Below are 24,553 nucleotides of genomic sequence, written 5' to 3'. Positions count from 1 at the left end.
TTTCAGGCACCTCTCCTCAAGGAGAGGCTTTTTCGGCTCCCATTGAGGGGGCTGTCGACAAAGTCGACTGAGGGGTGGCATAAAATTTTCACATATCAGCAAAGGAATGTTGATTGCATCGTCAAATACAGAAATGTTTTGAAGATTACACAAAAAAAGAGGCGACCAACGGTCGCCTCTACATTGCCGAAAAAATTATTCTTCGCCTTCTTCGATAGCGTCTTTATGTGAAAGTGATATTTTACCTGTCTTTTTATCAACTTCCATAACCTTAACCTTTAGCCAATCGCCTTCCTTAACAACGTCCTCAACCTTTTCAACCCTGTGATTAGCAAGTTTTGAAATATGGCATAGACCGTCTTTACCCGGAAGAATTTCAACGAATGCACCGAACGGTTGAATTGTCTTAACAAGACCGTTATAGATTTCGCCTACTTCAGGTTCTTTAACAATAGCTTCAATAGCGTCTTTTGCAGCCTTACCGCTTTCTTGGTCAACTGCGAAGATATGGATTGTACCGTCTTCTTCTATATCAATTTTAGCACCTGTTTCTGCAACAATCTTTTGAATAACCTTACCGCCTTGACCGATTACTTCACGAATTTTATCAACGTCAATTTTCATTGTTTCAGCTTTCGGAGCATATGCCGAAAGTTCTTCTCTCGGAGCAGGGATAGCCTTTAGAAGTATTTCGTCAATGATATAACATCTTGCTTTTCTTGTCTTAGCAAGAGCCTCTTCAATTACTTCGTATGGCAGACCGTCATTCTTTATATCAACCTGAATTGATGTGATACCCTTTTTAGTACCGGCTACCTTAAAGTCCATTTCGCCGTAGAAGTCCTCAAGACCCTGAATATCAACCATTGTTGTAAAGCCGTCTTCTGTTGTTATAAGACCGCAAGAGATACCTGCAACAGGGGCTTTAATAGGAACGCCTGCTGCCATAAGTGCAAGTGTAGAACCGCAGACACTGCCTTGTGAAGTTGAACCGTTTGAAGAAAGAACTTCTGATACAACTCTGATAGCATATGGGAACTCGTCCTCTGACGGAAGTACAGGAACAAGTGAACGTTCTGCAAGTGCACCGTGACCGATTTCACGTCTGCCCGGACCTCTTGAAGGTCTTGTTTCACCTACTGAGTATGACGGGAAGTTATAATGATGGATATATCTCTTTGTTTCTTCAAGGTCGATACCGTCAAGCTTTTGAATTTCTGAAAGAGGAGCAAGTGTAGCAACTGAAAGCACTTGAGTTTGTCCTCTTGTAAACATACCGCTGCCGTGTGTTCTCGGAAGCAGGTCAACTTCTGCCGCAAGCGGTCTGATTTCATCAAGGCCTCTGCCGTCAACACGTCTGCCCTGAACAAGCCATGCGCGAACGATTTCCTTTTGCATTTTGTAAAGAATTTCGCCGATTTGCTCGTTTATGTCAGGGAACTGTTCTTCAAGAGCAGGGATAATTTCGTCTGTAATTTCACCGATTCTTTCATCACGAACATTTTTGTCGTCTGTATCAAGAGCATACTGTAACTTCTCAAAAGCCATATTCTTGATTGCGTCATATAGGTCATGGTCAACATCGTGTGATTCGTATGTGAACTTCTCTTTACCGATTTCAGCTTGAATACCGCTGATAAAATCGCAAAGTTCGATAATGTGCTTGTGAGCGAATTTGATACCTTCAAGCATAACGCTTTCTTCAACTTCATTAGCACCGGCCTCAATCATAACAACCTTTTGCTTTGTACCTGCAACAGTTACAAGCATTTCGCTCTTTTCTCTTTGTTCAACAGTTGGGTTGATAACGTATTCGCCGTCAACAAGACCAAGCCAAACACCGCCGATAGGACCGTTCCAAGGAACGTCTGAAATAGAAATAGCGATTGAAGTACCGATCATAGCGGCAACTTCCGGTGGGTTGTCCTGTTCAACTGAAAGTACTGTTGCGACAACAGATACGTCATTTCTCAAATCTGACGGGAAAAGTGGTCTGATAGGTCTGTCGATAACACGGCTTGTAAGAATAGCCTTTTCAGACGGCTTACCCTCACGCTTGATGTATCCGCCCGGAATTTTACCTACGGAATAAAGCTTTTCTTCGTAATCAACGCTTAGAGGGAAGAAGTCAACGCCCTCTCTCGGTGAACGAGACGCTGTTACGTTTACCATTACAACTGTGTCGCCGTAACGTACAAGACAATGTCCGTTTGCAAGTTGTGCCATTTTGCCTGTTTCAATTACAAGCGGTCTGCCTGCAAGAGTTGTTTCAAATGTTCTAAACATAGTTTTTCTCCTTTAAATTTATTTCTTCGGAGATACGTTTTAGCAGATAAATACAACGATAAACTTAGTTTTGCCAACAGCTCGTATATGGCTTAACGCTCTATTTATTTGCTAAACAAATATCTCCATAAATATATATAGGCAAACAGGAATAAATCCCGTTTGCCTTATAAACAAATATAAAATTACTTTCTAAGACCAAGCTTAGCAACTAAAGCACGGTATCTTTCGATATCCTGACTCTTTAGGTAATTCATAAGACCACGTCTTTTACCAACCATCATAAGAAGACCTCTTCTTGAGTGGTGGTCTTTCTTGTGAATGTTAAGGTGGTCATTGTTAAGGTGGTTGATTCTTTCTGTAAGAAGTGCAATTTGTACTTCAGGAGAACCTGTATCACCTTCATGAGTTGCGAAAGTCTTTATGATTTCTTCCTTACGTTCCTTTGTCATGATTTCACCTCCTATAATAAATCATCGCCCGAGTCTGAGATACCGTTGGTGATTCGGTTTTCTAAGATACGGGTTCAACTTATAAACTGTAATAAAAATAATTGTTGCAAGAAAATTAGTCTTGCTTTGCTGTTCTGTTGAAACGTCTGTTGAACTTTTCAACTCTACCGCCTGTATCGACAAGCTTTTGCTTACCTGTGAAGAATGGGTGGCACTTTGAACAAATTTCAACTTGGATATTTTCCTTTGTTGAACCTGTTTCGATTACTTCGCCACAAGCACAAGTAATGGTAGTCTGCTTGTAATCAGGATGAATTCCTTCTTTCACTACCGTCAGCCTCCTTTAAAAATTTTACGGTACAAAAAATACCACTATGTATTTTAACATATAAAACGACTGTTTGCAAGTCTTTTTTTACTTTTTATGAAAAATTTTTTTGATTTCACCTGCGAGGTAAAGTGAACCGCATACGCAAACAATTGAATTGTCCGAAAAATCGAGAGCGTTTTGAAGTGCGTCTTTAGGGTTATTGTTAACAAATACGGGAATGTTCATACTTCCGATAATATCGGAAATTTTTTCGGACGAAAGACACCTTGGCATATCAAGCTGTGTCGCAAAAACAGCTTTTGCAACAGGCGATATTTCACGAATACAGGCTTTGTAATCCTTGTCCTCCATCATTGCAATGACAAGTACTATATCACGATTTAACGATAAAAGCGATTTTTTCAACGCCTTAATTCCGTCAATGTTGTGACCGCCGTCAATGACCACTCTGTCGGATACAAATTCAAATCGTGCCGCCCAAGATGTGTGCGACAAACCGTATGATATATCTTCATCGGAAATGTTAAAGCCCTGCTTATTAAGTGCACTTGTGATTTCAAGCACAACCGCCGCATTTTGCGGTTGATATGTACCTTTTAATGAAAGAGGGTATTCTTTGCTTTTGTAAATAAAACCGTTTTCAGTCGGTAATGCGGTGTCGGCGAATGTAAGCGATACATTTTTGCTCTTTGCATATTTTTCTATTATATCTCTTACATCATTGTTCGGATATGAAACGGCTGTGCCGCCGTCACGCATAATACCGCATTTTTCTTTAGCGATTTCTTCGACAGTGTTGCCGAGATATTGCGTGTGGTCAAGACCGATTTTGCATATAACACTTACAAGGCTTGAGTCTATAACGTTTGTTGCGTCAAGCTTACCGCCCATACCGACTTCAAGAACGACAATATCGCATTGCTTTTCGTAAAAATACAGGAACGATACTGCGGTGATAAAAGCAAATTCCGAAACAAGTGCGTTGTTTTCTTCCATAGTGTTTTTTACTCTTGTAACGTATTTGGCAAGGTCATTGTCTGTAATATTTTCACCGTTTATTCTTATGCGTTCATTGAATACTTCAAGATACGGAGATGTAAAAAGTCCTGTTTTAAAACCGCTTTTTTTCAGTATTTCCGCAGTCATTGCCGCAGTTGAGCCTTTGCCGTTTGTTCCGGCGATGTGTATGAATTTTAGCTTTTTTTGCGGATTGTCGAGGTGAGTCAGTAATTTTTCAAGATTTGCATTGCCTAACGGTCGGCGAAATTTGGGGATTGAATGTATGTAGTTTATCGATTGTTCGTAATTCATTGCATTGTACCTTTCTTGTGCAGTGTGATTTTTTCGGTCGTAGGGAAGGGGGCCTCAACGTTCCGCCTATTGCGGTAAAATATCGTAGGGGTGATCGTTGGTCGCCCTCATTACAGATAATAGATACCCCCTTCAGTCGCGGTCGCGACAGATCCCCTTGAGGGGAGCCATATAAAAGCCTCTCCTTGAGGAGAGGTGTCACGAAGTGACGGAGCGGTGGCGATATTATTATTTTTGAATAAGGGACGTCGAGGCTCTGTCCCATACGGAGCATTGCGTGAAACTGACAACACACAAATAAAAATCACACCGATAATATTATCTCTTATTATTATAATCCCCTACAATATACAAGTCAAATGTTACCTTTAACAAAAAATTAATAAAAAAGATATTGATTTTTTTATGCTAAAGTGGTATATTGTTAAAGATGATGTAAAATGAGGAATGATCATTTTATATTGGTACAATAAATGAAAGGAGAAAATACAGTTATGAACGGAGCCGAAAAGAAAAAAGCAACTCCCGCCGATAAAGCGGTAAATGCGATTATAGTTTTAATTATATTGGTATTTGTCGCTGTAGGAGTTTACGCAACATACGGTAAAATATCGGAAGGTGTTACAAACAAGGAGATTGAAAGCGGTAAAGCAGAGGCGACTGTTGAATATCTTGCAAATCAAGCCGGTCAATCTGTTGAAGATTACCTTGCACAGTATGGTCTTACTCTTGGCGATACAATCAAAGCAAAGACTACTGAAAGCGAAATGCTTGACAATATGACTATTGAAAATTATGCTAAATACAATGGTCAAGAGGCTGACAGTTTTCTGCAAGGAATGAGCGATTCAGTAACAAAAGATACTGTATGGAAAGACTTAATGGCAATGCCTGTATCTCAAGTTATAGACGCAGACGCTCTTGCACAGGTTAAGAAGCAGTATCAAATAGGTGATGATGAAATTTCAGATTCAACTACTTACGAAGAATTCCAAAAAGTGCTTTATCAAAAGGCAGCAGCCGCATCACAAGCCTCACAGGCAACTGATGCACCGACAGCAGAAACAACAGAAACACCTGCTGAATAATATTATATAAGGAGATTTAGAACAGTGAGCGACGAAAAGAATCTAAATGAAGAAAATAACGAATCAGTAAACAATGAAGAACAAACTCCTGTAGAAACAGAAGAAACAACTGCCGAACAGGCAGAAGAAACAGCCGACACACCGGCTGAAACAGAAGAAACACCGGTTGAAACTGAAGTATTGGAAACAGCCGAAACAGAGGAAACTCCGGCGGTTGCCGAAGAAAATACAGACGTAGAAGTTGACGAGGCTGTTGCGGCGGCACAAGCTGCTTTTGAAAACGTTCAAAAGGACGAACAGAAAAAGGGCGGCAAAGGCGGACTTATCGCTATAATCGTAGCTGCGGTAATCGTTGTTGCAATAGTTGTCGTACTTGCAGTTAAGTTCGGTCCGTCAATGTTCAATAAGTATAACAGACTTGGTTATGTTGACGTAAGCGGACGTACAGTTGCACAGGTTGCAGAAGAACAGGGAATGGACGTTGACGAATTCCTTGAACAGTTTGATTTACCGTCAGATATGCCTGGTAACACAACAGAATCAGCTGCTTATAACTGTATTCCTGTATCAAAAATGGCAGAAATGTATGGTATGGACTTTAATACAATCAAAGAAGTGCTAAAGTTCCCTGATGATGTAGATGAAGATACAGCTTGGGGCGATGCCATCGGTCAAGTAAAACTTGGCGATTATGTCGGTGAAGATAATCTTGCTGAATTCAAAGAAACTTACGGTTTTGGTGATGATATAACAGCAGATACACTTTGGAAAGACGTAAGACAAACTGTTGACGAGAAGAGCAGACAACAGAGAATTGAATCTGAAAAAGCTGAAAAAGAATCAGATAAGAACAAGGATACTGACAGTGCCGAATCAACAGAAGCACCTGCCGAATCAGCAGAAGCACCTGCCGAAACAGACAGCGCAGATGCAACAGAAGCTCCTAATGCTTAATAAATTTTGAACCAAGGCGGATTGCTTAAAGCAATCCGCTTTTAGAATGCCGATAAATTGTCCGGAACGTGCAAAATATTATTTTTTATTCTATAATTTATTATTATAATAAATTACAGGCAAGCCTATCTCCGATATACGGCTTGCTTGTGCACTTTTTGCGAAAATAAACTCTAACGTACCATCGTACGCCGACGAGTTCATTTTCGCAAAATCCGAACTAATTTCTCGGCTTCTGCCATCGTGTAGACAAAAATGTCCACACGCTGAAGCGGATTGCTTAAGCAATCCGCTTTTTATATATTGAAACTTTTGAAAAATAGTGATATAATTTATCTATATTGTTTTTAAGGAGAAGAATATGATAGCGATTATAGATTACGGTGCGGGAAATCTGCACAGTGTTAAAAATGCACTTGATTTCTTGAACGCAGAAAGCATTGTCACAGGTGACAGTGAAACGATTTTAAATGCTGACAAGGTGATACTTCCGGGTGTCGGTGCGTTTGGTGATGCAATGAAATGTCTTGAAAAAAGCGGACTTGTTGAAACGGTTAAAGCTGTTGCAAAGAGCGGTAAACCGCTTTTGGGAATATGTTTGGGACTTCATCTGATGTTTGAAGAAAGTGATGAAACGCCGGGTGTAAAAGGTCTTGGAATATTCAAAGGCAAAATCGTAAAGATACCCGAAAAAGACGGACTTAAAATTCCGCATATGGGTTGGAACAGTATAACTGTTACTAAGAATAGTAAAATATTAAAGAATATCGGCAGTGAACCATATGTATATTTTGTTCACTCATATTATGTTAATGCGGAGGACGAGAGTGTTATTTCCGCATACACCGAGTACGGTCAGAAACTTGATATAGCCGTTGAAAAAGATAATGTGTTTGCTACACAGTTCCACCCTGAAAAGAGCGGTGAAACAGGTATGACTATACTAAAGAATTTTATTGCATTATAATAAGGAGATTACGATATGTACGCAAAAAGAATTATACCGTGCCTTGACGTTAAAGAGGGAAGAGTGGTTAAAGGTGTCAATTTTGTAAATCTTATTGACGCAGGTGATCCTGTCGAATGTGCAAAGGTTTATGATAAAGCCGGTGCGGACGAGCTTGTTTTTCTTGACATAACCGCGTCATCGGATGCACGTGAAACGGTTGTCGATATGGTTGAGGCTGTTGCGAAACAGGTGTTTATACCGTTTACGGTAGGCGGCGGAATACGAACAGTTGAAGATTTCAGAAAAATTCTTAATGCCGGTGCGGATAAGGTTGCCGTCAACAGTGCGGCGATAAAACGTCCCGAGCTTATCAGCGAGGCGGCTGAAAAATTCGGCAGACAGTGCGTTGTCTGTGCGATTGACGCAAAAAGACGTGAAGATAAGAGCGGTTGGGATGTGTACCTTAACGGCGGCCGTGTGAATACCGGAATTGATGCGCTTGAATGGGCGAAAAAAGCCGAGGAGCTTGGCGCAGGTGAGATATTGCTTACAAGTATGGATTGTGACGGTACGAAAGCCGGATATGATATTGAACTTACAAGACGTGTTTCGGAAAATGCAAAAATACCTGTTATAGCGTCGGGCGGTGCAGGCAAGATGGAACATTTTCTTGACGCATTCACTGAGGGAAAGGCGGACGCGGTTTTGGCGGCGAGTCTGTTCCATTTCAGAGAAATTGAAATTAACGATTTAAAAAAATATCTGCGTGAAAACGGTGAAAGCGTCAGATTATAGGAGGAATTTATGAGCAAGAACAGAAGAAAGTCACTGAAAAAAGAACCTGTAATTCCAAAAACGGATTTTTCGTTTTACGAATCGAAAATATATATAATTGCGACAATTATTATGTTTCATATTGTACCGCTTGTATTTGTTATTATGGGCGAAAACGGTCAATTATTACTGTTACAATTTTTCCTTATGATGTTAAACCCAATGTTTATCGCATTATCTGGACTTATATACGGAATAAAACAGGGATTTAACTTTAAATTTCCGCTGTTTATGGCGATTATCTCAATGGTATCAATACCGATGTACTATCAGTTTGACGCGGCGGCAAATATGATGATGACAACGATTATTATGTGTATAGTTTATGCGATATTCTCATTTGCGGCAACAGTAATCGGAGCATTTGTAAAACGACTTTTACGTCTGTAATCACAGAAAGGATATATATTTATGGAGAGTAAAAAACTTTATGGTGCATCAACCCAAATGACGCCTGCTGTTTATAAAGATTTTTATAAAACATATTATAACGAAAAACTAAAGGTGTTTAAAATCGTTGCCGAAATAGTCGGATTGATTGCGATTTTTGGTGCATTTTATATACTTGCAAACGGATATGGAATTTTGTGGGGAGCGATTGCACTTTGGATTGGTGCATTTCTGCTTTTTTATCCGCGTATGATATACCGCAAGCCATACAAAAACGCAAAAGACAACAGTCAGACAACGCACTTTGCTTTTTTTGAAAATTATATGTCGGAAAAAACAAAATCACACGTAAATGAATATAAATATGACGATATACAAAAAGTGCTTGAAACGGGAAAGTATTTTTTCATATTTCACAATTCGGAAAGTGTGAGTATCGTTGATAAGGCTCACTTTAGCGGAGATGTCGAAAGTTTTTCGGGTTTTATAAAAACAAAGACACAATATAAGAAAATCAAGTAATAAAAAATGGGACTTAGCAAAAATGCCAAGTTCCATTTCTTTTTATCGCTACAACAGTTCTTCCCACCCCGTAATATAATGGTCAGACAGTTGTTTAAGCGCATCTGTTTCATCGGCGTTTGTTTCGTCAAATATTGCACAGGTTGAGAAACCACCCTTTTTAGCACCGCCGATACCTGTTGTTATATCTTCAAATACTGTACATTCTTCCGGAGGTATTCCGATACGTTTTGCGGCAAGCAAATAAACATCGGGATTTGATTTGTTCACTCCGACCTCGGACGAGAATGCACAAGCGTCAATGTAATTCCAAACTCCGAGCCTGGTAAAAGCCGTTTTGCAAAGTTCTTCATAACCTGATGTGGCTATTGCGATTTTAATTCCGCTGTTGTGCAATTTCTTTAAATATTTGTCTGCACCTTTTTTTAGCGGTACGGTCGTTTCGTATTGCTTTAATCCCATGTGCATAAAAGTATTTGAAAGTTCTTCAAATGACAAGTCAAGATTAAGTCTGTTTTTTATTGTTGGGATAGATTCTTTCATAGTCATTTCTTTGTATTCCTTTGCCTCCTCGTAAGGCAATTCAACACCGTGTTCTTTGAAAAAATCTACTACAACGTCCCACCAAACCTGCATTGAATCAAGCAATGTTCCGTCAACGTCAAAAATCGCTCCTCGCATTATATCACCTCTGTATTTCTATTATACAATAATTTGCCGAATATTTCAAGCGTTTATGAATTTTCCTCTTTCTCGGTAACAAATTTTTTTACCGCAACTAACTTTTCCGTAAGTCCCGTAAATCGTTGATGAAATTGGTTGTTCATAGTCATATTTTGAATAGTCTTTTCGCTGCCGACAAGCACAACCATATCTCTTGCACGCGTTACAGCGGTGTAAAATAAGTTGCGGCTCATAAGCATAGGCGAGAATGAGCATACGGGCATAATCACGATAGGGAACTCACTGCCTTGACTTTTGTGGACGGTTATCGCGTACGCAAGGTCAAGCTCATCAAGATTGGTAAACGGATATTCAACGAGCTTATCCTCATCAAACACGATATTCATACACTTGTCGCGGACGGAAATGCTCTCTATAATTCCCATATCACCGTTGAAAATCCCCATACCGTCCTCGCCGTTTTCACGTGAATAGACCATATCGTAATTGTTTTTTGTCTGCATAACTTTGTCGCCGACACGGAAAGTTATATTGCCGAAAACGTGTTGCGGACGTCTTTCGTCATATGGATTGATGTGTGACTGCAACAGTTTGTTTAATGCAATCGTTCCGGCAAGTCCTTTTTTTGTCGGTGATAGGACTTGTATTGATGAAATCGGGTTTACATTATAGCTTTTCGGCAGTCTGTTTTTGAATAAATCCATCACCGTAAAAGCACTGTCCTGCGGTGTTTTTCTTCTTAAAAAGAAGAAATCGCTTGATTTTACCGATAAATCGGGAAGTTCTCCGTGATTGATTTTGTGTGCGTTTACGATTATAAGACTTTCTTCGGCTTGCCTGAAAATTTTGTTAAGCTGAATTACCGGTATTGTTTTACTTTCGATTATATCGTGAATGATGTTTCCCGGCCCGACTGACGGCAGTTGGTCCGCATCACCCGAAAGGATAATTCTTGCACCTGTTTTGACCGCTTTTAAAAATGACGACATAAGATTTACGTCAATCATACTGACTTCGTCAAGAATTATAACGTCATACGGCAGTGGATTTTCTTCGTTGTGCGTAAAAATACTGTAACCCTCAGAAGATCGTTGAGTGCATAAAAGACGGTGTATCGTCTTTGCCTCGTAACCCGTAACTTGGCTCATTCGCTTTGCGGCGCGTCCTGTCGGCGCGGCAAGTGCGATTGAAAGCTTTAAATCTTCCAAAAGCTTTATTATTGTGTTTATTGTTGTTGTTTTACCTGTTCCCGGACCGCCGGTAAGAATCATACAACCTGCCGAAAGTGCGGTGACAACGGCATTGCGCTGCTCGGCGGCAAGGTATAAATTTGTTTTTGCTTCAAGCGCGTCAATGGCTTTTTCTGCTTTTTCTTCGGTCATTGTGAATTTTTGCGTGTTTTGCGACATTGCAATAAGTCGGCGCGCAATGTAATATTCAGACTCATAATAGCTGTAAAGATAGTATGCGTCAATTCCGTCAACTTTATCTTGGAACAGTTCTTTTGAAGAAAGCAATTCGGAAACAGCCGCAATTACTTCGTCATCGGTGACTTTTAATGTGTAGACGGTATGCTCGATTAATACATCTTTCGGCATATATACATGACCGCTTGTATATGCGGCACTGCGTAAAATATGTATAATTCCCGAACGTATACGCATAATGCTGTTTTTAGGCAATCCCATATTAAAGGCTATTGTGTCCGATGTTTTAAAAGAAATGCCGTCAACCATATCAGAAAGGATATACGGATTTTTCTTTATGAGTTCAACCGAATTTGCACCGAGAGAATTGTGTACTTTTACTGCGGTTGTTGCGGAAATTCCGTACTGTTGAAGGAACATAACGATATTTTGCATAGACTGTATTTCTGCAAATTGTTCGCCTATTTTCTTCGCTTTTTCTTTGCTTATTCCTTTGATTTCGGCAAGTTTTGACGGCTGGGTAAGCATTATTTGAAGTACGTCCAGTCCGAAATGGTCGACAAGTTTTTTTGCGGTAGCCTCGCGTATACCGCTTATTATTCCCGAACTTAAATATTTAATAATAGACTCCTCGTCCGACGGCATAACTGTTTCATAATATTCCGCTTTGAATTGTTCGCCGTAATCGGGGTGAGTTGTCCAATTACCCGACAGGGCAACGCTTTCACCCTCTGTTATAAACGGCATATATCCCGTTGCGGTGAATTGTCCTTCTTCAACGCTGTCGATTCCGACAACAGAATAACCGTTGTCGGGATTGGAATATATAATTTCTTCAACTGTGCCTGTTACTGTAATAATTTCACTCATTATTTTGCTCCGATACGGCTATTGTGCCGTTTGAAATTCCTGTGATTTCTGCGCCTTTTGTTTCAAGGTATTCTATGTAATCAATCTGTTCTTTTCTGATAGTTTCGCCTGTGTATATAACCGGTACTCCGGGCGGATAAGGTACAACCGTACTGCAAGAAATATGTCCGATTGAATTCTGTAATTTAGTGTCCCTTTGATTTGAGAAAAATGCTTTTTGCGGAAACAGTTTTTCTTTGCAAATCGGTGGAGGCGTTAGATTTAATGTGCTTTTTGCTTTAGGTGTATTGTTTGTAATTTTGATAAGCTCATCAAAAAGCACGTCCATATCCGATTGCGTGTTTGACGGCGTAACGATTAAAACTATGTTGAATAAATCAGCCATTTCAATGTCTATGCCATTATTTGAAAGTATGTCATCAACGTCAAAGCCTGTAATATCCAAATTTGAAAAATTCAGCACAAGCCTTGTCATATCGTCATTTTCAAGAAGTTTGATACCTGTATCGGTGATTTTTTCTTTAAATGATTTGCACATATCATATGTTTTCTCCCACATTGCACCGTCGGTTAATTCATCTCTTGCAATGTCCGCCGATGACGCGATGACGTATGACGGACTTGACGATTGAAACATATAAAGTGATTTTTCAAGACGTTTTCTGTCGATTAAATCGCCGTTTATGTGAAGATACGAACTTCCGTTCATTGCGTTAAGCGTTTTGTGAGCACTTTGGCATACTGCGTCTGCATATTTTACTGCGGTTTGCGGAAATAAATTGTTTGCGATAAAGTGCGCTCCGTGCGCCTCGTCAACAAGTAAAGGAATATTTTTTGCGTGACATTCTTCGGCTGTGTTTTTAATGTCGGAACATATTCCGTAGTAATTCGGTGATGTAATTATAACCGCGTCAATGTCGTCCGTTAAATGTTCTTTTAGTGTCCCTGTACCTTTGGGGACACTAAAACTGCTGTCTATTTCTTTCGGAAATAATTTTAAATTGATACCGAGTAAAGCGCAAGTGTTTATAACGCTCATATGGCAGTCGCCTGCCGAAAGCAGTGTGCCGCCGGGCTTTACGCCTGCACATATCATAGACTGAATTGCAGATGTTGAACCGCCTGTGAGTATGTAGCTTTTGTCACTGCCGTAAAGGTTTGACAAAAGCTCTTGTGCTTTTAAAACATACTCACCGGGGTGGATAAGATTTTCCGTTGCGGAAAGTTCCGTTACATCAAGGGACAGTAAATCTTTTTTTAATCCTCTGCCGTTTTTGTGACCGGGCATTGCAAATGATATTCTGTTTTGTTTTGAGTATGCAAGCAAATGCTCATACAGTGGTGCTGACATAGACACATCTCCTTAGTTGTTTCCTATTATTATATAAAATTTTTGCGTATATGTAAAGTAATATGGAATACAAAATTGAAAAACACAAAAGAATATGATATAATAGTGACAGGTTTAATAACAATAGTTATTTTTGGAAAGGACAGATAAATTATGAATGTATATGATGCGATAATGAAAAGAAGAACGATAAGAAAATTTGAACAAAAGACAGTCAGTGAAGATAATCTTGTGAAACTTGTGGACTGTGCAAGAGTTGCGGCATACGGTGCGAATGTTCAGCCGCTTAAATTTATGATTGTAAACAACAGCGAAATACTTCAAAAAATATACCCAATGACAAAGTGGGCAGGCTATCTTGCAGACGGTGCACCGAAAGAGGATGAACGTCCTGCGGCATATATAGCGATACTTGGCGACAGCAGTATTAAATCGAATAAAATGTATGAAGTTGAGGCAGGCGCGGCAGTAACAACAATGATGCTTGAGGCGGTTGAAATGGGACTTGGCACTTGCTGGCTCGGGGCTATACAGCGTGATGAAATAAAAAAACTTTTGGAGTTGGATGAAAATCTTAATGTTGTATATTTGCTTGCGGTAGGCTATCCGAAACAGGAAAGCAAAATCGTGGATATGAAAGATAATGACGTTAAATATTATGAGGATGAAAACGGAGTTATAAATGTTCCGAAACGTTCGCTTGAAGAAATACTTATAAAATAAAACAAAAGGGACATCACTTGAACCGACCCCCAAAAGTTAGACCAAAAATCTAACTATTGGGAGGTCGGTTTTTTCATGGCAAAATATAGTTTTGAATTTAAAATGGAGGTTGTGCAGGCATATCTAAATGCTGAAGGTGGGTATAGATATTTAGCAAGTAAATATAACATTCCTGCAAAGAGGAGAATTGAAGAATGGGTACACGCATACAGAGAATTTGGTGAAGAAGGGTTAATGCGTTCGAGACAAAATAAGAAATATACTTTTCAATTTAAGCTTTCTATGGTAGAATTGTATCTATCAAGTGAGGTCTCATATCAGGAATTAGCACTATCACAAGGAATTAGTAATCCATCATTGATTGTAAAATGGGTCAATGATTTCAGAATTGCCGGACCTGATGCTTTGAGACCTAAAAAGAAAGGTCGTAAGAAAACATTGGATATAAGAGAATGTAAAAAGCCTTCTAAATATGACGGAGAAAAACCCGTGGATACAAGTGCCGAGCATGTCAAAGAACTTGAAGACGAACTACTTAAACTTAGAATAGAAAATGCATATTTAAAAGAATTGAGGAGACTGCGTTTAGAGGAGGAAACTCTTCTGAAAAAACAGCGAGAATTGTCCACAGTCTCCGAGGACAGTTCAAATTAAAAGACATTCTCGCAGTAGTCGGTTTTCCAAAGGCAACATATATGTATTGGCAAAAACGATTTGACAGAGAAAATCCTGATAAACAGTTGGAGGATGAAATCACTAAAATCCATATAGAAAACAAGGATTACGGTTACAGACGGGTATATAGAGAATTACGAAACAGAAAGATTTTTGTGAATAAAAAGAAAGTTCAAAGAATCATGCAAAAATTATGTTTCCAGGTCACATCATTTACTCGAAAAAGTCGCAGATATAATTCGTACAAAGGCAATGTTGGTAAAATAGCACCAAACAGAATTAACAGGCGATTTAATACATCTGTACCGCATCAAAAGATAACTACTGACACGACCGAATTTAAGTATTATGAGATTGACAACAAAGGCCGAATGGTAATTAAGAAATTGTATTTAGACCCATTTCTTGATATGTTTAATGGTGAAGTGTTAAGCTATGGTATAAGCAAAACTCCATCAGCGGCAAGTGTTTTATCGGCACAGAAACAAGCAATAGAAATAACATCTGATTGCCCATACAGAAGAACATTCCATTCAGACAGAGGTTGGGCATATCAAATGGGTGCATATTCCTCTGTTCTTAAAGAAAACAAAATATTTCAAAGTATGTCTCGGAAAGGAAATTGTTATGATAACTCTGTGATGGAAAATTTCTTTGGAATATTAAAGCAGGAAATGTATTATGGAACTACATATTACAGCTTTGAAGAGCTTAAAGATGCTATTGAAAGATATATAAAATATTACAACGAGAAAAGAATAAAAGAAAAACTTGGGTGGATGAGTCCGGTTGAGTATCGGCTCAACACCTTGGCTGCATAAAAATAGCGTAGCAGTCGTTAAAACTACTACGCTATAAAAAGTCTAACTTTTGGGGGTCACATCAACTTGATGTCCCTTTGAATTTACTTGATTATGCGCCTAAAATAACAAGAACTGTTGTTGTTATAAGGAAAAGAATTGCAATAGTTGTTGTAAGCTTAATGAACATTGCTTCCTTAGTAGTTCCGCCGTTCTTCTTAAAGAATGAATCGCCCATATCGGAAGATGCACCTTGAATACCTCTCATACCCGGATCTTTACCTTCCTGAGCCATAACTACAAATATAAGTATAACAGATACTATCAAATGTAATACCAAAAATAGAGTTTGCATTATATAAACCTCCTTTTTCTTCTAAAGTAAATCATTAAATACTTATCTATTATATCACAAATTCTAAAATTTGCAATACTTTTTTTGCCTTTTTGTAAATCAGTTTTGTTTTTAATGCTTTTGAGCAAAATATGATAAAAAATTTCTGATAATAGCAAAAAACTAATGGTAACTGTACTTAAATTGATGTATAATATTATCATAATTAATATTACGGAGGAATTTTGTAATGGAAAGATTAAAGAGAACGGAAAAAAACACACTTACGGAACGTGTACTTCAATTCGGTGAGGGCAATTTCCTGAGAGGTTTTGTGGATTGGATGATAGACAAACTTAACAAGGAAAACGGCGGAGATTACGGTGTGACAATAGTTCAGCCGCTTGCGGGCGGACTTGTTGACAAGTTAAATGCGCAGGACGGACGATACAGCCTGTATTTAAGAGGACTTTTAAAAGGCGAAAAGGTTGAGGAAACAAGAATTGTTGATTGTGTGACAAGAGGTATCAATCCGTATACAAATACAGATGAATTTTTTGAATGTGCAAAAAATCCCGACTTACGTTTTATCGTTTCAAATACTACAGAGGCAGGTATCGAGTACAAGCCTAACCAAAATCCCGATGATTTTAACGGACTTACTTTTCCGGGCAGACTTACTTTGTTTATGAAGAAAAGATTTGACGAGGGACTAAAAGGTTTTATACTTCTTCCATGCGAATTGATTGACAAAAACGGTGACAATCTAAAGGAATGTATTTTAAAGTACAGCGAGGATTGGGGTTACGGCAGTGAATTTGAGAAGTGGATTGAAACCGAAAACCATTTTACAAATACACTTGTGGACAGAATAGTTACAGGTTATCCGCGAGATAATGCAAAGGAAATGGAGCAGTCATACGGTTATCTTGACGATATGATTGACACTGCGGAGATTTTTCATTTGTGGGTAATAGAGGGTGATAAGAAACTTGCGGAGGAAATACCGTTCCATAAAATCGGTCTTAATGTACTTTGGACAGACGATGTTACACCGTACAAGAAACGTAAGGTGCGTATTTTGAACGGTGCGCATACAATGACAGTGCTTGCGGCACATCTTGCCGGCCTCGAAACAGTCAAGGACGCAATGGACGATGAACTTGTATTTTCATTTATGAAACAGGGTATTTTTGAAGAAATTATTCCGACTCTTGATTTGCCTAAAAACGAACTTGAACAGTTCGCAAATGACGTAATCGAAAGATTTAAAAATCCGTTCATCAAGCATTATCTTTTGAGTATTGCTCTTAATTCCGTTTCAAAATACAAAGTGCGTGTGCTTCCGAGCGTGCTTGAATATATTAAGGAAAAGAATTGTGAGCCGAAACGACTTGTATTTTCACTTGCGGCACTTATCGCATTTTACAGAACAGACGCGGCGAATGATGATAAAGCGGTAATGGAATTTATGAAAACGGCAAGTGCGGAAGATATTCTTAAAAAGACGGAATATTGGGGTGAAGATTTGTCATTCTTACTTCCGACTGTACAAAAACATCTTGACGAAATCGAAAAGAACGGTATAAGAAAGGCTATGGAAAAGGTAGTTGACTGAAAATGAAACAGATAAAAATTAATGAAAAGGATAACGTAGCCGTTATGCTTGAGGGCGAATTGAGCGGTCATAAAATTGCCCTTAACGATATAAAAAAAGGCGAAAATATAATTAAATACGGTTATCCTATCGGTCATGCGACAGAGGACATAAAAAAAGGCGACCATGTACATACGCATAACATTAAAACGAATTTAAGCGGTGTGCTTGAATACAAATACGAACCGCAAAGAAACGAAATACCGAAAACGGAAAAACGCACTTTTATGGGTTACAGACGTGCAGACGGCAAAGTCGGTATAAGAAATGAAATTTGGATTGTGAACACTGTCGGTTGCGTGAACAAGACGTCCGAAATACTTGCAAGAGAGGCTGATAAGCTGTACGGCGATATGTGTGACGGTGTGTTTAATTATGTGCATCCGTTCGGCTGTTCTCAGCTTGGCGATGACCAGAAAATGACTCAAAACGTGCTTAAAGGTCTTGTCAATCACCCTAATGCGACAGGTGTGCTTGTGCTGGGATTAGGCTGTGAAAATAATAATATTTCCGTATTTAAAACAGTTCTTGGTGAAGTTGACGAAAACAGAGTTAAATTTATGAGTACGCAGGATTTTGATGATGAAATCGGTGAGGGGTTGCGTCTTATAGGCGAGCTTGCCGAATATGCGAAAAATCAAAAACGTGAAGAATGTGATGTGTCGGAGCTTGTTGTCGGTTTGAAGTGCGGCGGCAGTGACGGCTTTTCCGGACTTACCGCAAATCCGCTTATAGGGAGATTTTCCGATAAGCTTATAAGCAAGGGCGGAAGTACGGTGCTTACGGAAGTGCCTGAAATGTTCGGTGCGGAAACGATTTTGATGAACAGATGTGTTAATGAAGAAGTTTTTGATAAGACGGTTTCGCTTATAAATGATTTCAAGGATTATTTCACAAGTCATAATCAAGTCGTTTATGAAAACCCGTCACCGGGTAATAAAAAAGGCGGTATAACCACGCTTGAAGATAAGTCGCTCGGTTGCGTGCAGAAGTCGGGCAGTGCAGACGTTGAGGACGTTATTGAAATCGGCGGAAGTGTTACAAGAAAAGGACTTAATCTGCTTACCGGACCGGGTAACGATATTGTTGCGGTAACAAACCTTACCGCGTCGGGTTGTCATTTGATACTGTTTTCAACAGGACGCGGTACACCTGTGGGTGCGCCTGTGCCGACTGTGAAAATTGCGACGAATACAAACCTTGCAAAAAGAAAACCACATTGGATTGATTTTAATGCAGGTGAGATTATAAACGGTGCGGATTTGACCGATGAACTTTTTGAATATGTTATAGAAGTTGCAAACGGCAAACAAACGAATAATGAGAAAAACGGTTATAAGGAAATTTCAATTTTCAAAGACGGAGTTGTATTATGAAAGAGTGGCTGTGCCGCTCTTTTTTTGACTAAATGACGAAAATGTGATAAACTGAACAAAAAGGGGTGAGATTATGAAAAGAAAAATTTTTATACTGACGGCACTTGTTATGATGATATTTTGCGTCAATGCGTGTGCGTTTTCTGATGTACAGAGCGGAAGCTGGTATTATGACAATGTAACCGATATGACAAACCAAGGATATTTAAGCGGTTATGAGGACGGAACGTTCAGACCTGACGGAACTGTTACAAAAGCGGAGCTTGTATCGATAGTCGGCAGAATTGCGGGGCTTCAAGAGAGTGCAAAGCAAAACAATCATTGGGCAGACGGTATGGTGCAAACGGCACTTACAAAAGGTTTGTTCGATTGGGACGAGATACCGCCTACGGCACAAACATATGACGAGCCGATAACAAGACAGTTGGCGGTTAAAATTGTTATGAATGCATTTTTTAAAGACGAACGCGGTGATTACAACAGAGTGAGTTCGTCTGTATCTGATTTTGCACAGCTTGACGGACGATATTATGACAGTATGATTGCGGCTTACTGCAAAGGCATTGTATACGGTGACGACAAGGGCAATTTAAACCCGAAGTCATCAATTACAAGAGCTGAGGCTTGTGCTATAATTATGCGTGCGGCGAGTATGAAAGGTGATTTAAAACCTTATGAGCCGACTGTGACGGAGCAACCAAAACCGCAAACGACAAGAAAAGGCGGTGTAAGTGAAAACGGTGCGTTGCACGTTGACGGTACGCAACTTATGAATGAAAACAACGAGCCTGTCGTGCTTCACGGTATGTCGTCACACGGTTTGCAATGGTTTGGTAATTTCGCGGCCGAAAATGCTGTTAAAGCAACTGCTGATTACGGTGCAAACTTGTTCAGATGTGCAATGTATACCGATGAGGGTGGATATATAAGCAATCCGTCTGTAAAAGATACACTTATAAATGCGGTTGACAGTGCGATACGTCAGGATATGTATGTAATAATCGACTGGCATATACTGTCGGACGGAAACCCTATGCAACATATTGATGATGCGGTTGATTTCTTTGGCGAAATGTCGGAGAGATATAAGGACAGCAATGCTGTGCTTTATGAAATATGTAATGAGCCGAACGGCAATGTGACTTGGAACGATAATGTAAAACCGTATGCCGAAACGGTGATACCTGTTATACGTGCAAATACAAACGCTATTATATTAGTAGGAAGTCCGACATGGAGTCAGGATTTGCATGAGGCTGCAAAAAATCCGATTAATGCCGAAAATATAATGTACACATGCCATTTTTACGCGGGAACTCACACCGATTGGCTAAGACAACGTATAGCCGACTGCGGTTTGCCTGTGTTTGTGAGCGAGTGGGGTACAAGTGCGGCTGACGGAAACGGAGGTGTTTATCTTGACGAGGCGCAAAGGTGGATTGACTTTATGAATGAACGAGGAATAAGTTGGGCGAATTGGTCGCTTTGCGATAAAAATGAATCATCTGCCGCACTGGTGAACGGTGCGAATGTGAATGACGGAATAAGTGAGGACGAACTTACCGAAAGCGGAAAATTTGTTTTTAAAAATTTCTGAAAAAATGTTTAAACTCTTAATTTGGTGGTATATATAATACATAAGCACGAAAGAGAGGGGTGGAATTTATGAAATACGTTGTTACGATTGCGAGAACTTACGGCAGCGGCGGTAAGGAAATCGGTAAATTGCTTGCGAAAGAACTCGGAATAAAATATTACGGTCGTGAGATTTTTGAAATGTCACAAGGAGTTGAGAGTGATTTGGATTCCGGCGATGATGAAAGTATTCATAATGCATCTCTTGAAGAGGCTGACGAATTGTTTAAACAACAGTCTAAAACAATTCGCGAAATTGCCGAGAAAGAATCGTGCGTTATAGTCGGACGATGTGCCGATTATGTGCTTCGGGATATGGATAATGTCGTTAAGATTTATCTTTACGCACCAATCAGAGATTGTATGCGTCGTGTAATAAGATTGTATGAGCTTAATCCCGAAGATGCAAAAAGTCTTATTCATTCGATGAACAAGACAAGAGGTGATTATTATCAGCATAATACCGGTTTGAACTGGTCCGAGGCTGTGCATTACGATATATGTCTTAATACAGCCGGATTGAAAAAAGAAAAGGTTATTGATATAATCAAAAACTATATAAAAACGAAAATAGATTGATTTGAAAAATCCTCCAAAAAAGCGGTGCTAAATTAACAGCACCGCTTTTTAAATGTTATATTTTATGCTTTGCTATGCTCTGTACCTTGATTGCGGAATAAAAGAGTTATGCACCATAGACCTGCAAGACCTACAATAACATAAATAATTCTGCTTATGATTGCGGCTTGACCGCCGAAGATTGACGCGACAAGGTCAAATTTGAAAAGTCCGACAAGCAGCCAGTTTACCGCACCAATAATTGTTATGATTAAAGCAGTATTGTTCATAATACTTACACTCCTTTTGAATTGGTTTATATTGTTGTTTTTAGTGTAAACAAAGAAGTGAAATTTTAAACGTGGTAATAACTTCATAAAAAACTTCATATTATATATGGGGTGAGAAGATGGGGAGAAAAGCTATGATGTATTTTATTTCTGTTGTTATAATAATAGTAACTACATTGATGTTTGTGCTTTTTGCCAGCGGTGAAACCGATACGAACAATATTGTGTTTTTGAAAGGATATGGTTGGGAAGTGAGGACAAAATCTGTTGAAAAGGAGGATATTATAATTCCGAAACCTTTTGACCGCGTGTATGAAAATTATAATGATATTCAATTAAAGGCCGGACTTGATTTAAGACCGTATATGGGTATGAAAGGCGTGAGATATACATATATAGTAGAAAATTATCCGAAAGATGTCGGCGAAGAGGTCAGGGCGAATGTAATCTGCATAAATAACGAACCTGTCGGCGGTGATATAATGACCGTAAGTATCCGCGGATTTATACATTCTTTGAACTTTGACGATTCACTTCGTTAAAATTTGATTACAAATTATTAAGTTTTGTAATAATACCAAAAATCATACGTGTAAAAGTATACAAAAAAATATTTGCAAAATCATTAAATTTGTATAAAATTTAATGATTTTTTTATACAAAAAAGCTTGCCAAAACGGCTGTTATAGTGTATAATAACAGTGTTGTGACTAAAGTATGCGAAAGCATATAGGTACTGACAAACGATGAAGCGGGAGGTTGCGGCGATTTAACGTCGGTTTTTCTGTGGAGTGAGTCCGATTCATGAAACCGGGCGGCAGTCAATGTATACTTAGGAAAAGTGCGGTCTTTTGACGGCATAAGACAGGATAAGTATGCGGCGAAATTGGCTAACTTTGCCCGAACTCTACAATATGAGGTTCGGGTTTTTTTATAAGGGTGATGCGAAACACCCGGCGGTGTGTGCCATTTTCTTTAAGCGCTGTCGTGCAGATTACAACACAATAACAATTCGAGGAGGGAAAAGTATGGCAGCAAACCAGAAAATCAGAATCAAGCTTAAGGCTTATGACCACGTTGTACTTGATCAGAGTGCTGAAAAGATTGTTGAGATTGCAAAGAGAACAGGTGCTAAAGTTTCAGGCCCTATTCCGCTTCCTACAGATAAGGAAGTTATCACAATCCTAAGAGCGGTTCATAAGTATAAGGATTCTCGTGAGCAGTTCGAAAGAAGAACTCACAAAAGATTGATTGATATAGTTGTTCCGGGTGCTAAGACTATGGAATCACTAATCAAAATTGATCTTCCTGCTGGAGTGGATATCGACGTAATCCAGAAGTAAGATCGTCTATAAAGTGCAGTAGCCTATGCGGCTATGATGCAGGTCAAGTTTCCGATAGCTTTTGCGGAAACCAATAACTGTTAAGGAGGAAAAATCAATGGAAAAAGCAATTTTGGGTACAAAGATTGGTATGACTCAAATCTTTGGCGAAGGCGGAGTAGTTATTCCTGTAACTGTTGTTATGGCAGGCCCATGCGTAGTTACACAGAAGAAGACTGTTGAAACAGACGGCTACGAAGCTGTACAGGTTGGTTTTGGTGACGTTAAAGAAAAGCACCTTAACAAACCGCAATTAGGTCATTTCAAAAAGGCAGACACTGCAAACAAAAAGTATGTCAGAGAGTTCAGACTTGATGATTGCGAAAGTCTGAATGTTGGTGACGAAATTAAGGCTGACATTTTCGCAGCCGGAGACAAAGTAGACGTAAGCGGTATTTCAAAGGGTAAAGGCTTTGCCGGTCCGATGAAACACGGTCTACACAGAGGTCCTATGACTCACGGTTCAAAATCAAAGAGAGTTTCCGGTTCAATGGGTATGTGCTCAAACCCTGGACGAGTTTTCAAGGGTAAGGTACTTCCGGGACACATGGGTGTTCAAAAAGTTACAGTCCAGAATCTTGAGGTTGTTAAAATCGACGCTGAACAGAATTTAATCCTTGTAAAAGGTGCAATTCCGGGAAACAAGGGCGGACTTGTTACAATCAGAAACAGCGTAAAGGCATAATCGAGGTTATTGGAAAGGAGGAAATATAATGGCTAAAGTGGCTTTATATAACATGGAAGGCACAAAGACAGGCGATATGGAAGTATCAGACGCTATCTTTGCTGCTGAAGTGAATAAATCAGTTTTGCATCAGGTAGTTGTTAACTATCTTGCAAACCAAAGACAAGGCACACAGTCTACAAAGACACGTACAGAAGTTCGTGGCGGCGGTATTAAGCCTTGGAGACAAAAGGGTACAGGTCGTGCAAGACAAGGTAGTATCCGTGCTCCGCAGTGGACTGGCGGTGGCGTAGCACTTGGTCCAAAGCCAAGAAGTTACAGATTCAGCGTAAACAAGAAGATTAAGAGAATCGCTCTTAAGAGTGCTCTTTCAGCTAAGTATGCTGATTACAAAATATTTGTTATAGATGAACTTGCTGTTGACGAAATCAAGACTGCTAAGATCGTAGCTCTTCTAAAGGGACTTGACGTTAATTCAAAGGCTCTTATCGTTACAGCAGATGCTGATGAAAAGGTTTATAAATCAGCAAGAAACATTAAGGGTGTTACACCGACTCACGTTGGTACACTTAACACATATGACGTTCTTAACAACGATGCATTCATCGTTTCAAAGGATGCCATTGCAAAGATTGAGGAGGTGCTTGCATAATGAATTCATTTGATATTCTAAGAAGACCAATCATCTCTGAACACAGCATGGAAACTGTTTTAGACAGAGAAGGTAACGAGATTAAGAGATATACCTTTGAAGTTCCAAAGACTGTGAACAAGGTTGAAATAAAGAAAGCTGTTGAAGAAGCATTCGGCGTTAAGGTTGCTAAGGTAAACACAATGAATGTTCTTGGTAAGGTTAAGAGAATGGGCAGAAACGAAGGAAGACGTCCTTCATGGAAAAAGGCTATCGTTACTCTTACAGCTGACAGCAAAACTATCGAATTCTTCGATATTTAATCGTTATTAATTTATAGATAAGGAGAGTAAAGGAT

General features: G+C 39.3%; 26 protein-coding genes. 17 read left to right on the top strand and 9 right to left on the bottom strand.

Annotation, left to right across the window (positions count from 1 at the left end; genetic code table 11):
• Nucleotides 1-195: 195 nt before the first annotated feature.
• The 4 genes from ACSAMO_RS06265 to ACSAMO_RS06250 all read right to left on the bottom strand — a co-directional run bounded on the left by ACSAMO_RS06265 (nucleotide 196) and on the right by ACSAMO_RS06250 (nucleotide 4,380).
• Nucleotides 196-2,286, bottom strand: coding sequence for a polyribonucleotide nucleotidyltransferase (locus ACSAMO_RS06265; protein ID WP_022231047.1), 2,091 nt, complete (start codon nucleotides 2,284-2,286; stop codon nucleotides 196-198).
• Nucleotides 2,287-2,471: 185 nt separating this feature from the next.
• Nucleotides 2,472-2,738: a 30S ribosomal protein S15 gene (rpsO, locus tag ACSAMO_RS06260; protein WP_022231048.1), complete on the bottom strand. Its 267-nt coding sequence runs from the start codon at nucleotides 2,736-2,738 to the stop codon at nucleotides 2,472-2,474.
• Nucleotides 2,739-2,853: 115 nt separating this feature from the next.
• Nucleotides 2,854-3,066 (bottom strand): 50S ribosomal protein L31, encoded by a 213-nt coding sequence (gene rpmE / locus ACSAMO_RS06255; protein ID WP_022231049.1) that lies wholly within the window; start codon nucleotides 3,064-3,066, stop codon nucleotides 2,854-2,856.
• Nucleotides 3,067-3,153: 87 nt separating this feature from the next.
• Nucleotides 3,154-4,380 carry a bifunctional folylpolyglutamate synthase/dihydrofolate synthase gene (locus ACSAMO_RS06250; protein ID WP_499210044.1) on the bottom strand — a complete coding sequence of 409 codons (1,227 nt, stop codon included), beginning with the start codon at nucleotides 4,378-4,380 and terminating at the stop codon, nucleotides 3,154-3,156.
• A 494-nt stretch (nucleotides 4,381-4,874) separates the two neighbouring features.
• On the opposite strand from ACSAMO_RS06250, the gene ACSAMO_RS06245 reads away from it, so the two are divergent.
• The 6 genes from ACSAMO_RS06245 to ACSAMO_RS06220 all read left to right on the top strand — a co-directional run bounded on the left by ACSAMO_RS06245 (nucleotide 4,875) and on the right by ACSAMO_RS06220 (nucleotide 9,117).
• A complete protein-coding gene (locus tag ACSAMO_RS06245; protein WP_499210043.1) occupies nucleotides 4,875-5,468 on the top strand; it encodes a hypothetical protein in 594 nt (197 codons plus the stop codon).
• Nucleotides 5,469-5,492: 24 nt separating this feature from the next.
• A complete protein-coding gene (locus ACSAMO_RS06240; protein WP_118445836.1) occupies nucleotides 5,493-6,422 on the top strand; it encodes a hypothetical protein in 930 nt (309 codons plus the stop codon).
• Nucleotides 6,423-6,783: 361 nt separating this feature from the next.
• The gene (gene hisH, locus ACSAMO_RS06235) at nucleotides 6,784-7,389 is read left to right on the top strand and encodes an imidazole glycerol phosphate synthase subunit HisH (protein WP_499210042.1); all 606 of its coding nucleotides are present in this window, start codon (nucleotides 6,784-6,786) and stop codon (nucleotides 7,387-7,389) included.
• 15 nt (nucleotides 7,390-7,404) lie between these two features.
• Nucleotides 7,405-8,166, top strand: coding sequence for an imidazole glycerol phosphate synthase subunit HisF (gene hisF / locus ACSAMO_RS06230; RefSeq protein ID WP_022231054.1), 762 nt, complete (start codon nucleotides 7,405-7,407; stop codon nucleotides 8,164-8,166).
• A 9-nt stretch (nucleotides 8,167-8,175) separates the two neighbouring features.
• Complete coding sequence (locus tag ACSAMO_RS06225) at nucleotides 8,176-8,595, top strand: hypothetical protein (protein WP_499210041.1); 420 nt, start codon at nucleotides 8,176-8,178, stop codon at nucleotides 8,593-8,595.
• A gap of 21 nt (nucleotides 8,596-8,616) precedes the next feature.
• On the top strand, nucleotides 8,617-9,117 hold the full coding sequence (locus ACSAMO_RS06220; RefSeq protein ID WP_499210040.1) for a YcxB family protein: 501 nt from the start codon (nucleotides 8,617-8,619) through the stop codon (nucleotides 9,115-9,117).
• 48 nt (nucleotides 9,118-9,165) lie between these two features.
• Here the strand turns inward: ACSAMO_RS06220 and ACSAMO_RS06215 are convergent, their stop codons facing one another.
• The 3 genes from ACSAMO_RS06215 to ACSAMO_RS06205 are packed head-to-tail and all read right to left on the bottom strand — an operon-like array spanning nucleotide 9,166 to nucleotide 13,449.
• Nucleotides 9,166-9,798 (bottom strand): HAD family hydrolase, encoded by a 633-nt coding sequence (locus ACSAMO_RS06215; protein WP_022231057.1) that lies wholly within the window; start codon nucleotides 9,796-9,798, stop codon nucleotides 9,166-9,168.
• A 53-nt stretch (nucleotides 9,799-9,851) separates the two neighbouring features.
• Nucleotides 9,852-12,098: an SF1B family DNA helicase RecD2 gene (recD2, locus tag ACSAMO_RS06210; RefSeq protein ID WP_499210039.1), complete on the bottom strand. Its 2,247-nt coding sequence runs from the start codon at nucleotides 12,096-12,098 to the stop codon at nucleotides 9,852-9,854.
• A complete protein-coding gene (locus ACSAMO_RS06205; protein WP_499210038.1) occupies nucleotides 12,091-13,449 on the bottom strand; it encodes an aminotransferase class I/II-fold pyridoxal phosphate-dependent enzyme in 1,359 nt (452 codons plus the stop codon). The genes recD2 and ACSAMO_RS06205 overlap by 8 nt, the downstream gene beginning before the upstream one ends.
• A gap of 153 nt (nucleotides 13,450-13,602) precedes the next feature.
• Here ACSAMO_RS06205 and ACSAMO_RS06200 point away from each other — a divergent pair, with 153 nt between their 5' ends.
• On the top strand, nucleotides 13,603-14,172 hold the full coding sequence (locus ACSAMO_RS06200; RefSeq protein ID WP_337868785.1) for a nitroreductase family protein: 570 nt from the start codon (nucleotides 13,603-13,605) through the stop codon (nucleotides 14,170-14,172).
• A 75-nt stretch (nucleotides 14,173-14,247) separates the two neighbouring features.
• A protein-coding gene (locus tag ACSAMO_RS06195) for an IS3 family transposase (RefSeq protein ID WP_303693311.1) occupies nucleotides 14,248-15,668 on the top strand; the annotation gives its coding sequence in 2 pieces (ribosomal slippage) (nucleotides 14,248-14,770 and nucleotides 14,770-15,668; 1,422 coding nt in all).
• Between the two features lie 91 nt (nucleotides 15,669-15,759).
• On the opposite strand, the gene secG is transcribed toward ACSAMO_RS06195, so the two are convergent.
• Entirely contained in the window at nucleotides 15,760-16,002 is a 243-nt protein-coding gene (gene secG, locus ACSAMO_RS06190) for a preprotein translocase subunit SecG (protein ID WP_022231061.1), read from the bottom strand.
• A 229-nt stretch (nucleotides 16,003-16,231) separates the two neighbouring features.
• On the opposite strand from secG, the gene ACSAMO_RS06185 reads away from it, so the two are divergent.
• From ACSAMO_RS06185 to ACSAMO_RS06170, 4 genes are all read left to right on the top strand, one after another.
• Nucleotides 16,232-17,599, top strand: a complete 1,368-nt coding sequence (locus tag ACSAMO_RS06185; protein ID WP_337868787.1) for a tagaturonate reductase — start codon at nucleotides 16,232-16,234, stop codon at nucleotides 17,597-17,599.
• Between the two features lie 2 nt (nucleotides 17,600-17,601).
• Nucleotides 17,602-19,014: a UxaA family hydrolase gene (locus tag ACSAMO_RS06180; RefSeq protein ID WP_412321947.1), complete on the top strand. Its 1,413-nt coding sequence runs from the start codon at nucleotides 17,602-17,604 to the stop codon at nucleotides 19,012-19,014.
• Between the two features lie 73 nt (nucleotides 19,015-19,087).
• Entirely contained in the window at nucleotides 19,088-20,611 is a 1,524-nt protein-coding gene (locus ACSAMO_RS06175; RefSeq protein ID WP_147514169.1) for a cellulase family glycosylhydrolase, read from the top strand.
• 68 nt (nucleotides 20,612-20,679) lie between these two features.
• Nucleotides 20,680-21,228: a cytidylate kinase-like family protein gene (locus ACSAMO_RS06170; protein WP_412293600.1), complete on the top strand. Its 549-nt coding sequence runs from the start codon at nucleotides 20,680-20,682 to the stop codon at nucleotides 21,226-21,228.
• Between the two features lie 62 nt (nucleotides 21,229-21,290).
• On the opposite strand, the gene ACSAMO_RS06165 is transcribed toward ACSAMO_RS06170, so the two are convergent.
• The gene (locus ACSAMO_RS06165) at nucleotides 21,291-21,497 is read right to left on the bottom strand and encodes a DUF378 domain-containing protein (RefSeq protein WP_022231066.1); all 207 of its coding nucleotides are present in this window, start codon (nucleotides 21,495-21,497) and stop codon (nucleotides 21,291-21,293) included.
• A 134-nt stretch (nucleotides 21,498-21,631) separates the two neighbouring features.
• Here ACSAMO_RS06165 and ACSAMO_RS06160 point away from each other — a divergent pair, with 134 nt between their 5' ends.
• The 5 genes from ACSAMO_RS06160 (at nucleotide 21,632) to rplW (ending at nucleotide 24,518) form a co-directional block, all read left to right on the top strand.
• On the top strand, nucleotides 21,632-22,039 hold the full coding sequence (locus tag ACSAMO_RS06160) for a DUF4830 domain-containing protein (protein ID WP_022231067.1): 408 nt from the start codon (nucleotides 21,632-21,634) through the stop codon (nucleotides 22,037-22,039).
• Between the two features lie 486 nt (nucleotides 22,040-22,525).
• Nucleotides 22,526-22,840, top strand: a complete 315-nt coding sequence (gene rpsJ / locus ACSAMO_RS06155) for a 30S ribosomal protein S10 (RefSeq protein ID WP_022231068.1) — start codon at nucleotides 22,526-22,528, stop codon at nucleotides 22,838-22,840.
• 97 nt (nucleotides 22,841-22,937) lie between these two features.
• Nucleotides 22,938-23,564, top strand: coding sequence for a 50S ribosomal protein L3 (rplC, locus tag ACSAMO_RS06150; protein WP_022231069.1), 627 nt, complete (start codon nucleotides 22,938-22,940; stop codon nucleotides 23,562-23,564).
• A 28-nt stretch (nucleotides 23,565-23,592) separates the two neighbouring features.
• Nucleotides 23,593-24,216: a 50S ribosomal protein L4 gene (gene rplD / locus ACSAMO_RS06145; protein WP_022231070.1), complete on the top strand. Its 624-nt coding sequence runs from the start codon at nucleotides 23,593-23,595 to the stop codon at nucleotides 24,214-24,216.
• Nucleotides 24,216-24,518 carry a 50S ribosomal protein L23 gene (rplW, locus tag ACSAMO_RS06140; protein ID WP_483229591.1) on the top strand — a complete coding sequence of 101 codons (303 nt, stop codon included), beginning with the start codon at nucleotides 24,216-24,218 and terminating at the stop codon, nucleotides 24,516-24,518. The genes rplD and rplW overlap by 1 nt, the downstream gene beginning before the upstream one ends.
• Nucleotides 24,519-24,553: the final 35 nt, after the last annotated feature.

Source organism: Ructibacterium sp. SJQ-7, assembly GCF_054696575.1.
This window is presented reverse-complemented; position numbering and strand designations above follow the sequence as displayed.

Coding starts and splice junctions, on each gene's coding strand:
- ACSAMO_RS06265 (WP_022231047.1), bottom strand. CDS start 2,286: ATGTTTAGAACATTTGAAACAACTCTTGCAGGCAGACCGCTTGTAATT.
- rpsO (WP_022231048.1), bottom strand. CDS start 2,738: ATGACAAAGGAACGTAAGGAAGAAATCATAAAGACTTTCGCAACTCAT.
- ACSAMO_RS06250 (WP_499210044.1), bottom strand. CDS start 4,380: ATGAATTACGAACAATCGATAAACTACATACATTCAATCCCCAAATTT.
- ACSAMO_RS06245 (WP_499210043.1), top strand. CDS start 4,875: ATGAACGGAGCCGAAAAGAAAAAAGCAACTCCCGCCGATAAAGCGGTA.
- hisH (WP_499210042.1), top strand. CDS start 6,784: ATGATAGCGATTATAGATTACGGTGCGGGAAATCTGCACAGTGTTAAA.
- hisF (WP_022231054.1), top strand. CDS start 7,405: ATGTACGCAAAAAGAATTATACCGTGCCTTGACGTTAAAGAGGGAAGA.
- ACSAMO_RS06225 (WP_499210041.1), top strand. CDS start 8,176: ATGAGCAAGAACAGAAGAAAGTCACTGAAAAAAGAACCTGTAATTCCA.
- ACSAMO_RS06220 (WP_499210040.1), top strand. CDS start 8,617: ATGGAGAGTAAAAAACTTTATGGTGCATCAACCCAAATGACGCCTGCT.
- ACSAMO_RS06215 (WP_022231057.1), bottom strand. CDS start 9,798: ATGCGAGGAGCGATTTTTGACGTTGACGGAACATTGCTTGATTCAATG.
- recD2 (WP_499210039.1), bottom strand. CDS start 12,098: ATGAGTGAAATTATTACAGTAACAGGCACAGTTGAAGAAATTATATAT.
- ACSAMO_RS06205 (WP_499210038.1), bottom strand. CDS start 13,449: ATGTCAGCACCACTGTATGAGCATTTGCTTGCATACTCAAAACAAAAC.
- ACSAMO_RS06200 (WP_337868785.1), top strand. CDS start 13,603: ATGAATGTATATGATGCGATAATGAAAAGAAGAACGATAAGAAAATTT.
- secG (WP_022231061.1), bottom strand. CDS start 16,002: ATGCAAACTCTATTTTTGGTATTACATTTGATAGTATCTGTTATACTT.
- ACSAMO_RS06185 (WP_337868787.1), top strand. CDS start 16,232: ATGGAAAGATTAAAGAGAACGGAAAAAAACACACTTACGGAACGTGTA.
- ACSAMO_RS06180 (WP_412321947.1), top strand. CDS start 17,602: ATGAAACAGATAAAAATTAATGAAAAGGATAACGTAGCCGTTATGCTT.
- ACSAMO_RS06175 (WP_147514169.1), top strand. CDS start 19,088: ATGAAAAGAAAAATTTTTATACTGACGGCACTTGTTATGATGATATTT.
- ACSAMO_RS06170 (WP_412293600.1), top strand. CDS start 20,680: ATGAAATACGTTGTTACGATTGCGAGAACTTACGGCAGCGGCGGTAAG.
- ACSAMO_RS06165 (WP_022231066.1), bottom strand. CDS start 21,497: ATGAACAATACTGCTTTAATCATAACAATTATTGGTGCGGTAAACTGG.
- ACSAMO_RS06160 (WP_022231067.1), top strand. CDS start 21,632: ATGATGTATTTTATTTCTGTTGTTATAATAATAGTAACTACATTGATG.
- rpsJ (WP_022231068.1), top strand. CDS start 22,526: ATGGCAGCAAACCAGAAAATCAGAATCAAGCTTAAGGCTTATGACCAC.
- rplC (WP_022231069.1), top strand. CDS start 22,938: ATGGAAAAAGCAATTTTGGGTACAAAGATTGGTATGACTCAAATCTTT.
- rplD (WP_022231070.1), top strand. CDS start 23,593: ATGGCTAAAGTGGCTTTATATAACATGGAAGGCACAAAGACAGGCGAT.
- rplW (WP_483229591.1), top strand. CDS start 24,216: ATGAATTCATTTGATATTCTAAGAAGACCAATCATCTCTGAACACAGC.